At 71.1% G+C, this 12,492-nt stretch carries 13 protein-coding genes; 3 read left to right on the forward strand and 10 right to left on the reverse strand.

Annotation, left to right across the window (positions count from 1 at the left end; translation table 11 throughout):
* Nucleotides 1–8 precede the first annotated feature (8 nt).
* The 5 genes from P0Y31_RS08145 to P0Y31_RS08165 all read right to left on the reverse strand — a co-directional run bounded on the left by P0Y31_RS08145 (nucleotide 9) and on the right by P0Y31_RS08165 (nucleotide 7,624).
* Nucleotides 9–971 carry an SDR family NAD(P)-dependent oxidoreductase gene (locus P0Y31_RS08145; protein ID WP_275868169.1) on the reverse strand — a complete coding sequence of 321 codons (963 nt, stop codon included), beginning with the start codon at nucleotides 969–971 and terminating at the stop codon, nucleotides 9–11.
* Nucleotides 972–1,099: 128 nt separating this feature from the next.
* The gene (locus P0Y31_RS08150; RefSeq protein WP_275868172.1) at nucleotides 1,100–3,898 is read right to left on the reverse strand and encodes an aconitate hydratase; all 2,799 of its coding nucleotides are present in this window, start codon (nucleotides 3,896–3,898) and stop codon (nucleotides 1,100–1,102) included.
* Between the two features lie 115 nt (nucleotides 3,899–4,013).
* Nucleotides 4,014–4,433 carry a thioesterase family protein gene (locus P0Y31_RS08155; protein ID WP_275868174.1) on the reverse strand — a complete coding sequence of 140 codons (420 nt, stop codon included), beginning with the start codon at nucleotides 4,431–4,433 and terminating at the stop codon, nucleotides 4,014–4,016.
* Entirely contained in the window at nucleotides 4,434–5,669 is a 1,236-nt protein-coding gene (locus P0Y31_RS08160) for a class I SAM-dependent RNA methyltransferase (protein WP_275868176.1), read from the reverse strand.
* Complete coding sequence (locus P0Y31_RS08165; RefSeq protein ID WP_275868920.1) at nucleotides 5,666–7,624, reverse strand: APC family permease; 1,959 nt, start codon at nucleotides 7,622–7,624, stop codon at nucleotides 5,666–5,668. The genes P0Y31_RS08160 and P0Y31_RS08165 overlap by 4 nt, the downstream gene beginning before the upstream one ends.
* A gap of 117 nt (nucleotides 7,625–7,741) precedes the next feature.
* On the opposite strand from P0Y31_RS08165, the gene P0Y31_RS08170 reads away from it, so the two are divergent.
* Together P0Y31_RS08170 and P0Y31_RS08175 are read left to right on the forward strand one after the other, a co-directional pair.
* Nucleotides 7,742–8,410 (forward strand): TrkA family potassium uptake protein, encoded by a 669-nt coding sequence (locus tag P0Y31_RS08170; protein ID WP_275868178.1) that lies wholly within the window; start codon nucleotides 7,742–7,744, stop codon nucleotides 8,408–8,410.
* Nucleotides 8,411–8,427: 17 nt separating this feature from the next.
* Entirely contained in the window at nucleotides 8,428–9,111 is a 684-nt protein-coding gene (locus P0Y31_RS08175; RefSeq protein ID WP_275803334.1) for a TrkA family potassium uptake protein, read from the forward strand.
* A 12-nt stretch (nucleotides 9,112–9,123) separates the two neighbouring features.
* Here the strand turns inward: P0Y31_RS08175 and P0Y31_RS08180 are convergent, their stop codons facing one another.
* The 5 genes from P0Y31_RS08180 to P0Y31_RS08200 are packed head-to-tail and all read right to left on the reverse strand — an operon-like array spanning nucleotide 9,124 to nucleotide 11,892.
* Entirely contained in the window at nucleotides 9,124–9,855 is a 732-nt protein-coding gene (locus P0Y31_RS08180; RefSeq protein ID WP_275868181.1) for a DUF3159 domain-containing protein, read from the reverse strand.
* A complete protein-coding gene (locus P0Y31_RS08185) occupies nucleotides 9,845–10,264 on the reverse strand; it encodes an OB-fold nucleic acid binding domain-containing protein (RefSeq protein ID WP_275868184.1) in 420 nt (139 codons plus the stop codon). Before P0Y31_RS08185 ends, P0Y31_RS08180 begins: the two co-directional genes overlap by 11 nt.
* Nucleotides 10,265–10,272: 8 nt before the next feature.
* Entirely contained in the window at nucleotides 10,273–11,055 is a 783-nt protein-coding gene (locus P0Y31_RS08190; RefSeq protein WP_275868186.1) for a DUF3710 domain-containing protein, read from the reverse strand.
* A gap of 7 nt (nucleotides 11,056–11,062) precedes the next feature.
* On the reverse strand, nucleotides 11,063–11,560 hold the full coding sequence (gene dut, locus P0Y31_RS08195; RefSeq protein WP_275868188.1) for a dUTP diphosphatase: 498 nt from the start codon (nucleotides 11,558–11,560) through the stop codon (nucleotides 11,063–11,065).
* 32 nt (nucleotides 11,561–11,592) lie between these two features.
* Nucleotides 11,593–11,892, reverse strand: coding sequence for a DUF4193 domain-containing protein (locus P0Y31_RS08200; RefSeq protein ID WP_275803344.1), 300 nt, complete (start codon nucleotides 11,890–11,892; stop codon nucleotides 11,593–11,595).
* 398 nt (nucleotides 11,893–12,290) lie between these two features.
* On the opposite strand from P0Y31_RS08200, the gene P0Y31_RS08205 reads away from it, so the two are divergent.
* Nucleotides 12,291–12,476, forward strand: a complete 186-nt coding sequence (locus P0Y31_RS08205; RefSeq protein WP_275803345.1) for a hypothetical protein — start codon at nucleotides 12,291–12,293, stop codon at nucleotides 12,474–12,476.
* Nucleotides 12,477–12,492 lie beyond the last annotated feature (16 nt).

A 12,492-nucleotide genomic window follows, 5' to 3' on the forward strand; every position in this document is an offset into this window, starting at 1 on the left:
CCGCCGGCTCAGTCCTGCGGCACCCCCGTCTGGTCACGCACGTACTGCCAGAAGCGCTCGCGTGCCTGCTCGGTCTCCCGGTGCAGGGGCCCGTAGTGGGTGGGGCGTGGGCGCCGGTCCTGCCAGAAGCGGCCGGTCGGCCACGGGTCGGGCGTGGCCGTCAGCCAGACGGTGGTGTCGGCACCGGCCTCGGCGGTGCGCAGCAACGGACCCATGACGCGCACGAAGCCGGGCAGTGCCTCGTCGAGGCCGGGCGTGCGGCCCCAGCCGGGGTGCAGGGACGCCACGTCGATCCCGTGCCGGCGCAGTCGCTGCGCCCACTGCTCGGCCAGCACCACCTGCATGCGCTTGGTGCGCGCGTAGGCCGTCACCCCGGAGTACTCGCCCTGGGCGTACTCGTAGTCGTCCTCGGGCAGCCCCTGACCGTACATGCCGCCGGAGGCGACGACCAGCACCCGGCCACCACGCAGCACCTCGGCCAGGCGGAAGGTCATCAGGTGCGGGCCGAGCACGTGGGTCGCCAGCGTGAGCTCGTGGCCCTGGGGTGTGGTCCCGCGCTCCGGCGGCAGCAGGCCGGCGTTGTGGACGAGGGCGTGCAGGGAGGTCACGTCGCGCGACAGCGTCGCGCAGTAGTCCTCCACCGCCTCGAGGTCGCCGACGTCGCAGGCGGCGGAGTGCAGCCGCGCGTCGGGGTGCTGTGCCCGGATCTGCTCCTCGGCGGTGTGCAGGCGGTCGAGGCTGCGCCCGACCAGGTGCACGTCGGCGCCCAGCCCGGCCAGGCCGGCGGCCGTCGCCAGGCCCAGTCCCCCGCTGGCCCCGGTGACCACGACGTGCTTGCCGCGCAGCGCGTCAGCGGGCGGGTCGGCAGGCCACCAGTACTGCCGCACGGCGGGACCGACCCTCGACCACCCCAGCACGACGGACTTGTCGAGCAGCCAGTCCAGGGCAGCGGCAGGACGCGATGAGCTCATGACGCCAACGTAGGCGTCGTGGCCGGCAACCGCGCGCCGCCCGGTGAGCCACCGACCCCGGACACGACGGAGGGGTGTGCCGCGTGGTGACCACGCGGCACACCCCTCTCGTTGCGGTGCTGTTGGCGTCAGCCGTTCACGAGGGAACGGAGGACGTACTGCAGGATGCCGCCGTTGCGGTAGTAGTCGGCCTCGCCGGGGGTGTCGATGCGGACGACCGCGTCGAACTCGACCGCCTCGCCGCCCTCCTTCTGCGCCACGACCTTGACCGTGCGCGGCGTGGTGCCCGAGTTCAGCTCGGTGACACCGGAGACCGAGAAGGTCTCGGTGCCGTCGAGGCCGAGCGAGTCCGCGGACTCACCGGCGGGGAACTGCAGCGGCAGGACGCCCATGCCGATGAGGTTGGAGCGGTGGATGCGCTCGTAGCTCTCGGCGATGACGGCCTTGACGCCCAGCAGTCGGGTGCCCTTGGCGGCCCAGTCGCGGGACGAGCCCGAGCCGTACTCCTTGCCGGCCAGGATCACCAGCGGCACGCCGGCCTTCTGGTAGGCGGCCGAGGCGTCGAAGATCGTCGTCTGCTCGCCGCCGGCGAGGAAGTTGCGGGTGAAGCCACCCTCGACCCCGTCGAGCAGCTGGTTCTTCAGGCGGATGTTGGCGAAGGTGCCGCGGATCATGACCTCGTGGTTGCCGCGGCGCGAGCCGTAGGAGTTGAAGTCCCTGCGCTCGACGCCGTGCTCGGCGAGGTACCTGCCCGCCGGGCTGTCGGCCTTGATCGAGCCTGCCGGGCTGATGTGGTCGGTCGTGACCGAGTCGCCCAGCTTGGCGAGCACCCTTGCGCCGTCGATGTCCTCGACCGGGGTCGTCTCCATCTGCATGCCCTCGAAGTACGGGGGCTTGCGGACGTAGGTCGACTCCGCGTCCCACTCGAAGGTGTTGCCCTCGGGGGTGGGGAGCGACTGCCAGCGCTCGTCACCGGCGAAGACGTCGGCGTAGTCGCTGGTGAACATCTCCTTGGTGATGCTCTCCGAGATCGTCCGCTCGACGTCCGCGGGCGCCGGCCACAGGTCACGCAGGAAGACGTCGTTGCCCTCGGTGTCCCTGCCGAGCGGCTCGGTCTCGAAGTCGAAGTCCATGGTGCCGGCGAGGGCGTAGGCGATGACCAGCGGCGGCGACGCGAGGTAGTTCATCTTCACGTCGGGGTTGATGCGCCCCTCGAAGTTGCGGTTGCCCGAGAGCACCGACACGACGGCGAGGTCGTTGTCGTTGATCGCCTTCGAGATCTCGTCGTTCAGCGGGCCGGAGTTGCCGATGCAGGTCGTGCAGCCGTAGCCGACGAGGTGGAACCCGAGCTTCTCGAGGTAGGGCCACATGCCGGCCTTCTCGTAGTAGTCGGAGACCACCTTGGAGCCGGGCGCCATCGAGGTCTTCACCCAGGGCGCGACCGACAGGCCCTTGTCGACGGCGTTCTTGGCGAGCATGGCCGCGGCCATCATCACCGACGGGTTCGAGGTGTTGGTGCAGCTGGTGATCGAGGCGATCGAGACGATGCCGTGGTCGATCTCGAAGGTGTTGCCCTCGGCGGTGGTGACGCTCACCGGGCGCGACGGACGGTCGACGCCGTTGCCCTCGTCGGCCGGCTTGTCGCCGCCGTTCTGGCCGTCGGTGCTGCTGCCGGCCTGGGCGGTGGGGTCACTGGCGGGGAAGCTCGACGCCTGGCCCGGGTCGCCCTCGTGGTGGGAGACGTAGGTCGGCAGGACCTTGCGGAAGGCGGACTTGGCGTCGGTCAGCGCGATGCGGTCCTGCGGGCGCTTCGGGCCGGCGATGGACGGCACGACGGTCGACAGGTCGAGCTCGAGGTACTCGGAGTAGCGCGCCTCGGGCTGGTCCGGGCCGGCCTGGAGCCACATGCCCTGCTCCTTGGCGTACGCCTCGACGAGCGCGACGGACTCCTCGGAGCGGCCGGTCAGGCGCAGGTACTCCAGGGTGACGTCGTCGATCGGGAAGATCGCGCAGGTGGAGCCGAACTCCGGGCTCATGTTGCCGATCGTGGCGCGGTTGGCCAGCGGCACCTGGGAGACGCCGTCGCCGTAGAACTCGACGAACTTGCCCACCACACCGTGCTTGCGAAGCATCTCGGTGATCGTCAGCACGACGTCGGTGGCCGTGGCACCGGAGGGGATCGAGCCGGAGAGCTTGAAGCCGACGACGCGAGGGATGAGCATCGAGACCGGCTGGCCGAGCATGGCCGCCTCGGCCTCGATGCCGCCGACGCCCCAGCCGAGCACACCGAGGCCGTTGACCATCGTGGTGTGCGAGTCGGTGCCGACGCAGGTGTCGGGGTACGCCACGCCGTCGCGGACCATGACGGTCCGGGCGAGGTGCTCGATGTTGACCTGGTGGACGATGCCGGTGCCCGGGGGTACGACCTTGAAGTCGTCGAACGCGGTCTGGCCCCAGCGAAGGAACTGGTAGCGCTCGCGGTTGCGCTGGTACTCGATCTCGACGTTCTTCTCGAAGGCGTCGGGACGGCCGAAGACGTCGATGATGACGGAGTGGTCGATGACGAGCTCGGCGGGGCTCAGCGGGTTGATCCGGGCCGCGTCGCCGCCGAGCTCGGCGACCGCCTCGCGCATGGTGGCGAGGTCGACGACACACGGCACGCCGGTGAAGTCCTGCATGATCACGCGGGCCGGCGTGAACTGGATCTCGGTGTCGGGCTCGGCGTTCTCGTCCCAGCCGCCGATGGCCCGGATGTGGTCGGCGGTGATGTTGGCGCCGTCCTCCGTGCGCAGGAGGTTCTCCAGCAGCACCTTGAGGCTGTAGGGCAGGGTCTGGCTGCCCTCGACCGCCGAGAGCCGGTAGACCTCGTAGGAGTTTCCTCCCACCTTCAGCTCGCCGTGTGCATTGAAGCTGTTCGCGCTGGCCACAGCCTGCTCCTTCCGCAGCAGAGTCTCATTTATCTTGACGTCAAGATATCTAACCACATCGGCGTCGTCCAGTGCTCCCCCGCCCCGCGTACGGCGCGGCGGGGAGGCTGCGCCGCTACGAATCCAGTCGATCCTTCTCCAAAGCCTCCCGCAAGGAAAGGGGCAGCGGCTTCTTGGCCCGCACGGCCAGGCCTGCGGCAACGTAGGTGATGGTCACGACCGCGCACAGCAGGCCGTCGCCGGCCCGGTGGATCTCGTGGCGCAGGGTGAAGGACGACTCCCCCGCGCGCACGGGCCGGACCACGATGTCGGCGTGGTCCCCCGCCTGGAGGCTGGCCAGCCACTCGATGTCGGCGTGGCGCACCAGCGGCACCGCGTCATCGGCGATTGCCTTCTCCAGCGGGTACCCCAGGGACGCGAGGTAGGCCAGTCGCGCGTCATCGCACCAGGCGAGGTACCACGCGTTGAAGACCACCCCCGCCTGGTCGACCTCGAAGAAGCGCACCTCGACGGTGTGGGCGAACGGCTGGCTCACTCAGGCTCCCTGCGGCTCGAAGACGGCGAGGCACTCGACGTGGTGGGTCATGGGGAAGGCGTCGAAGGCGCGCAGCGCGCGCAGGCCGTACCCGGCCTCCCTCAGGTATGCCGTGTCGCGGGCGAGCGCTGCCGGGTCACAGGCCACGTAGGCGACGGCCCTCGGGCCCAGGCCCGCGACCTGCTGCGCGACCTGTCGGCCCGCGCCGGTGCGCGGCGGGTCGAGCACCACGAGGTCAGCGCGGATTCCCTGTCGCACCAGGGGTTTCAGCACCTTGTCCACCCGCCCCGGTCGCAGCTCGACCCACGGGTGGGTCCCCGTGTTGCGGCGGGCACTGGCCATCGCCGGCCCCTCCGCCTCGACGGCGAGCACCGCCCCGTCGGGCCCGACCGCGTCGGCGAGGGCGAGCGCGAAGAGCCCCACGCCGGCATACAGGTCGACCGCACGCTCCCCCGGTCGCGGACCCAGCGCCTGGAGCACCGCCTCGACGAAGGTCGCCGCGGCACCGGGGTGCACCTGCCAGAACCCGCGCGCGCCGACCTCGAAGGTCGCCTCCCAGGCCCCCGCGCGGACCGACTCGCGGACCACCGGGGCGGTCTTCTCGCCGCTGGGCACCGGCACCACCACGGCCTGCCCGGTGGTGCTGGGCGCGACGACGTCGACGGCCCGCTCACCCGGCCAGCTCCTGCCGAGGACCCCGGCCTCCCTCACGCGGTCGTGGGCGATGAGGCAGTCGTCGATGGCGAGGACGTCGTGCGAGCGGTGCCGGCGCAGGCCGGCTCGGCCCTCGGCGTCGACGGCGAACTCCACGCGGGTGCGCCAGCCGAGGCCGTGGCGGTCGCCCGGCACCGCCTCGACCTCCACGTCGACGTCCAGCCCCGCCAGGCGGGCGAACTGCTCGCGGACCACGCTCGCCTTCAGGCATCGCTGCTCGGTGAGCTCGACGTGCTGGAAGTCGCAGCCACCGCAGAGCCCCGGACCGGCATACGGGCAGGGCGCGGCGACCCGGTGCGGGCTGGCCTCGAGGACGTCCACGGCATCGGCTCGCACGAACCGCTGGCCCGGCTTGGCCTCCATGACGCGCACCCGGACCCGCTCTCCGGGCAGCGTGTGGCGCACGAACACGACGCGACCCTCGTGCCGGGCGACGCAGTGGCCGCCGTGGGCCACCGGTCCCACGACCACCTCGACCTCGTCGCCGGTGGCCAGCTCGCCGAGGTCCGGGGCGTCGGTCATTCGCCGCGCCGCACGGCGCCGACCGAGGGACCGTCGAGCCGCTCCTCCTGGCCCTCCGAGGAGGCGAGCTGCCACGGGACGCTCGCGACCATCACGCCCGGGGTGAACAGCAGTCGCGACTTCAGCCGCAGGGCGCTCTGGTTGTGCAGCACCTGCTCGTACCATCGGCCGAGGACGTACTCCGGGATGTAGACCACGACGACGTCACGCGGGTTGCCGCTGCGGATGGACTTCACGTAGTCGACGACCGGCCGGGTGATCTCCCGGAAGGGCGAGTCGAGCGCCTTGAGCGGGACGGGCAGGTCGCGGCGGTCCCACTCCTGCTGCAGCGCCTTGGTCTCCTCCGTGTCGACGTTGACGGTGATGGCCTCGAGCACCGAGGGCCGGGTCGCCCGGGCGTAGGCCAGCGCGCGCAGCGTCGGCTTGTGGATCTTGGAGACCAGGACGATCGCGTGCACGCGCGAGGGCAGCCGCTGGTGGTCGATGTCGCTCTCGGAGACCGCGAGCTCCTCGCGGACCCGGTCGTAGTGCCTGCGGATGCCGAGCATCAGGAAGAACAGCACGACCATGGCGGCGATCGCGTAGCCCGCGCCGTGGATGAACTTCGTCGCGAGGACGACGAGCAGCACGATGCCGGACATCGCCGCGCCGATGGCGTTGATGATGCGGCTGCGCTGCATCCGGGCCCGCGCGGCGGGGTCCCGCTCCAGGGGCAGGTGCCGGTTCCAGTGCCGGATCATGCCGGTCTGGCTGAGGGTGAAGGACACGAAGACGCCGACGATGTAGAGCTGGATCAGCTTCGTGACCTGGGCGTCGTAGAGCACGATGAGGAACGCCGCCGCGCCCGCCAGGATGATGATGCCGTTGGAGAAGGCGAGCCGGTCGCCGCGGGTGTGCAGCTGGCGGGGCAGCCAGCCGTCCCGCGCCAGGATCGACCCCAGCACCGGGAATCCGTTGAAGGCGGTGTTGGCCGCCAGGAAGAGGATGAGCCCGGTCACGATGGAGACGAGGATGACTCCGGGGGTGAAGTCGTCGAAGACCGCGTGGGCCACCTGGCCCATGATGGTCTCCTGGACGTAGTCCTCACCCACCGGCTGGCCGTTGCGCCTCAGCTGCTCGGCGGGGTCCTCGGCGTACTTCACGCCGGTCCACGTGGCGAGGGCGATCATCGACAGGAGCATCGTGACGGCGATGGTTCCCATCAGCAGCAGGGTCGTGGCGGCGTTCCTGCTCTTGGGCTTCTCGAAGGCGGGGACGCCGTTCGAGATCGCCTCCACACCGGTGAGCGCCGCGCAGCCCGAGGAGAACGCGCGCAGCATGAGGAAGCCCATCGCGAGGGCGCTCATGGCGGCGTGCTCCGGGTCGGCCACGAGCTCGAGGGAGGCGCTCTCCGCCTGGGGCAGCGTGCCGGTGAAGTGCCTGACCATCCCGACGGCGGCCATGCCCAGGACGCTGACCATGAACAGGTAGGTCGGGGCGGCGAAGGCGGCACCGCTCTCCTTGACGCCGCGCAGGTTGATCGTCGTCAGCAGCACCACGAGCCCGACCGCCACCAGCGCCTCGTGGCCCCGCACGAAGGGCAGCGCCGCAGCGGCGTTCTGCACACCGGAGGAGATCGACACGGCGACGGTCAGCACGTAGTCGACCAGCAGGGCGCTGGCGACGGTGAGACCCGCCCTCGGGCCGAGGTTCACGGTGGCCACCTCGTAGTCACCGCCACCTGAGGGGTAGGCATGGACGTTCTGGCGGTAGGACGCGACGACCACCAGCATGACCGCCACGACGCCGAGCGCGATCTCCCACGAGTGCGTCAGCGCCAGGGCACCTCCGGCCAGGCCGAGGGTCAGGAAGATCTCGTCCGGTGCGTAGGCCACCGACGACAGCGCGTCGCTCGCGAACACGGGGAGGGCGAGCTTCTTCGGGAGGAGCGTCTCCCCCAGCCGGTTGCTCTGCATGGCCCGACCGACGAGGAGGCGCTTGACGAGGCGTCCAGAAGTTGGCACGCAGACACTCTAGGCCGCTGCCGGATGGGCTTGCGCATCCGGCAGCCCGCACCGTGTAGCGTCGCTGTCGTGCATTTCGTGATCATGGGCTGTGGCCGTGTGGGCTCCACGCTCGCCCGCAGCCTCGAGCGTCAGGGACACGACGTCGCGGTGGTCGACCAGGACGAGTCCGCGTTCCGCAGGCTGGGCTCCAGCTTCGAGGGTCGGCGCGTCACCGGGGTCGGCTTCGACCGCGACACGCTGATCGACGCCGGCATCCAGCAGGCCTACGCCTTCGCGGCGGTCTCGAGCGGTGACAACTCCAACATCCTCGCGGCCCGTGTGGCGCGCGAGACCTTCGGGGTCGAGCACGTCGTCGCCCGCATCTACGACCCCGGCCGCGCCGAGGTCTACCAGCGCCTCGGCATCCCCACGGTGGCCACCGTGAAGTGGACGGCCGACCAGATGCTGCGCCGGCTCCTCCCCCAGGGCCACGTCCCCGAGTTCACCGACCCGTCGGGCAAGATCGTCCTCGCCGAGGTCCCCGTCAACCCGGGCTGGGTCGGGCGCCGGATCACCGACCTCGAGGGCGCCAGTGGCGGCCGGGTGGCCTTCCTGACCCGCCTCGGCTCCGGGATGCTCCCCGGCGCCGACACCGTCTACCAGGAGGGCGACCTGCTCCATGTCGCCACCCTCGCCGAGGAGCTGCCCGTGGTCGAGCGCGTGCTCGACTCCGCTCCCCAGCCGGCCGAGGCCTGAGGCAAGGAAGGACCCACATGCGAGTCGTCATCGCCGGAGCGGGCAGCGTCGGGCGCTCCATCGCGCGCGAGCTGATCCACAACGGCCACCAGGTGCTCCTCATGGACCGCGAGCGCAAGGACGTGCAGGCCAGCCGGGTGCCGGAGGCCAACTGGCTGCTGGCCGACGCCTGTGAGATCGCCGCCCTGCACGAGGCCGGCCTCGCCGACTGCGACACGGTCGTCGCCGCCACCGGCGACGACAAGGTCAACCTCGTGGTGTCGCTGCTGGCCAAGACCGAGTTCGGGGTGCCGCGCACCGTGGCCCGCGTCAACAACCCCAAGAACGAGTGGATGTTCGACGAGGCCTGGGGCGTCGACGTCGCCGTCTCCACCCCGCGGCTGATGACCGCCCTCGTGGAGGAGGCCGTCAGCATCGGCGACCTCGTGCGCATCTTCCAGTTCCAGCAGGGCCGGGCGACGATGGTCGAGCTCACGCTGCCCGCCGACAGCCCGTATGCCGGCAAGCGCGTCGGCGACATCACCTTCCCCGGTGAGACGGTGCTGGTGGGCATCATCCGTGAGGACCACCCCATCGCGCCGTCGCGTGACGACTCCCTCGAGCCCCACGACGAGCTGCTGTTCATCACCACGCCGGAGTTCGAGGACTCCCTCGAGGCGATGCTCAGCCCCGGAGACCGCCACCCGCGCGAACGCGACTGAGGGTCGGGCCGGCTACGGCCTGGGTTCGCCGCCCTCGTGGTGCGCGTCCTGCCAGGTCTGCTCGCTGTCGGGCGCCGGCACGACCTGCGGGGTCTGGCCGCGCAGGAGCATCCAGCCCATGACCGCGACCGCGACCACCCAGGCCGGCCACCCGAGCGCCACCTTGGCGACCCCCAGCCAGGCGACCTGCCCGGCGAAGTAGAGCGGGAGCATGATCGCCACCCGCACGGCATACAGGGCCACCAGCACCATCGTGAGCCGCTGGCACACCCGCACCAGCCCGGGGTCGCGTCGCCACGCGAACGGGTCCTCGGCCATTCGCGGGTCACCCACGCCCACCATGAACCCGACCACGGGCCAGCGCACGAGCACCGAGACCAGCGTCCCCAGGCCCCACGCGGCGCTGGTGAGGATCCCGGGCAGGAAGGCGTCCTCGGCGCGCCCGCTGCGCAGTGCGAAGAACGCCGCGATGGCGGTGGCGAACACTGCGGAGAGGATGAACTGCAGGCTCTGCCGCTGGATCATGGCCACGACGGCGAGGACCGCCGTCAGCACGCCGGCGGTGACCACGGCGGCCATGACGTCCTTCTGCCAGGTCCACACGACGACGAACGCCACCATGGGCATCGCCGACTCGATGGATCCGCGCCAGCCGCCGAGCGCCGTGGACAGGCGGTGCCGGATGACCTCTTCCACGGTGGGCGCCGGGTGGGTCGCCGCGACGGGCTCCTGCTCAGTGGCCACGTGACGGCACGATCTCGTAGGCGGGGTTGAAGATGGTCGGCATTCCTCTCACGTAGGTGACCCGTCCGGTCGCGCGCAGGTAGGTGCCCGGCTCGATGCCGCCGATCGTGCGACGCCCGAGCCAGATGAGGTTGATGGTCCGGCTGCCGTCGTAGAGGTCGACGACGAGGGCCGGCACGTTGACCCGCGGGCGCAGCGTCACGGCCCGCACGGTGCCGGTCACGGTTGCGACCTGGCGGTCCTTCAGGTCCGACATCCGGGTGGCGCCGTGCCGGGCCGTGTCCTCCTGCAGCTCGGCGGCCTCGATCTGCTGGGCCGTCTTCGTCAGCCGCTCGCCGAGCCGACCGAGGAGCGAGCGGTGGCGGCCGTCCGCCGTACTGGTGCCCGAGGATGCAGGGGTTGCCGCCATCGAAAGTCCTACCGGACCTCGGTGATCTCGGGCCCGCGCTCGAACGGGTTGAGGTCGTCGGCGCTGCGGCCGGCTCCCTCGTCGTCCGCCTCGTCCTCGACCGCGTCGGTGACCTCCTGCGGGAGGCTCAGCGGGAGCAGCTCGCGCGGCGCCATGGCGGCGTCGCCACGCACCACCACGGTCTGGCGGAGCACGTCCATGAGGGCCTCGGCGGCCTCGTCGTCGATCGCGGCACGGCCGGAGAAGACGGCACGCAGGAACCAGCGCGGCCCGTCGACGCCCACGAACCGCGCGGGAGCGAACACGGTGCGGCCGTCCGGGCCGGCGCTCGGCATGCGGGTGCGCAGCTCGGTGCCGAGGACGCCGTGCTGCTCGTCGGCCGTGCCGCCCTGGCCGACGATCGACTCGGCGATCTCGGAGCGGATGTCGTCCCAGATGCCCATGGTCTTGGGCGCCGCGAACGCCTGGAGCTGCACGGCCGAGTCGCCGAGGACGGCGGTGGCCCCCACGACGTTCTGGGTCGCCTCCTCCACCTCGAGCCGCAGCTCCATGCCCGCCACGCCCTTGATCCACAGCGCGCCGAGGTCGAGGCGGCCGGTGGGGCCGTCGACCTCGCTGGCGTCGAAGGGACCCTGCGCCTCGGCGGCACCTGCGTCGTCGGTGGCGTCGGCGGTCGACGGCGTGGGCTGGCCCTCGACGTCCTCCGGAGCACCGTGCTCCCGGGCCTCCTCGGGGGTGACGGCGTCGTCGCCGGTCGGCTGCTGGTCCTTGTTGCGTCGGAAGATGCTCACTGCCTCGTCAATCTCTCGATGGTGCGTCTGGTGCCAGTGCGTCCGGGGCGGCGCCGAAGCCACCACTGGCCCCGTGTCCAGTCTCCCCCCGAGCGCTCTCGGTGAGCGTGTCGACCTCGGTGAAATCGGCCAGGGCGACCTGCTGGACGACCAGCTGGGCGATCCGGTCACCCCGCTGGACGGTGAACGGCTCCCGGGGGTCGTGGTTGACCAGGTTCACGAGGATCTCTCCACGGTAGCCCGCGTCGACGGTGCCGGGCGCGTTCACGATGCCGATGCCGTGCCGGGCCGCCAGGCCCGAGCGCGGGTGCACCAGGCCGACGAAGCCGACGGGCAGTGCGACGGCCACGCCGGTGGGCACCAGGGCCCGTTCTCCCGGCTCAAGCGTCACCTCCCGGGCGGCCCGCAGGTCGGCGCCGGCGTCGCCGGGGTGCGCGTATGCCGGCAGCGGCAGGCCGGGGTCGAGTCGCCGGATCTGCACGGGGACGCGAGAAGGGCCAGTCACGAGGACTGACCCTATCTCTGCCGCGGCTCTGCTCAGGCGGCGCACTCCGTGCACACCATCTGGCCGTTGACCTCCTTGGCCAGCTGGCTGCGGTGGTGCACCAGAAAGCAGCGCGAGCACGTGAACTCGTCGGCCTGGCGCGGCAGCACCCGCACGGAGAGCTCTTCGCCGGAGAGGTCGGCGCCGGGCAGCTCGAATCCCTCGGCCTGCTCGGTCTCGTCCACGTCCACACTGGACGCGCTCTTGTCGGCCCGTCGGGACTTCAGCTCCTCGATGGAGTCCTCGGACAGCTCGTCGTCAGTCTTGCGCGGCGCGTCGTAGTCAGTCGCCATGGTCGCTGTCGCTCCCCTTTGCTTAGGTTTCGTGCGTCGGTGGTGTGGTGCCCGCCCTGGCCGGCGCGCGTGTCTGCTGCATCAACGCAGCCGGTCCTGCTTTTGTGCCCGGTTCTGGTGGTCGGCGTCAGCGGATTGTGCCCTATCCACGTCCCCCCGGCATCACCCGGGGCCCAGATGCCCACCGACCGGACCGGAGACCTTGGCAAACAGGGCAATCCGGGCATTGTGAGCAGGGCCACACGGGGGCGCCAAGCACGCAGGTCAGGCGGGCGCCTTGACCGTTCCTTTACTGCCCGTTCACCGAGATATCGGCAACCCGGATGCCTGCCTTGAGCGTCTTTCCCCTTAGAGTCCTTGCGCCAGCCGGGAGCGAGACGCTTGAGAAGAGGTGCACCATGACCGAGTTCCACGCCGAGATGCGCGATCGTGCCACGACCGCGGTCGAGTCGCTGAAGCAGGCCCAGGACAGCGGCGACGACTTCCTCGTCGAGGTGCGCGAGGCAGAGCTGGAGAACCTCGCCCGGCTCGCGAGCGAGCACGGGCTGCGGATTCCGGAGCTCCAGGCCTTCACCGCGGCCTGATCCCTTCGTCCAGCCC

Origin of the sequence: Knoellia sp. 3-2P3 (genome assembly GCF_029223115.1) — a bacterium.
Lineage (GTDB): Bacteria > Actinomycetota > Actinomycetes > Actinomycetales > Dermatophilaceae > Pedococcus_A.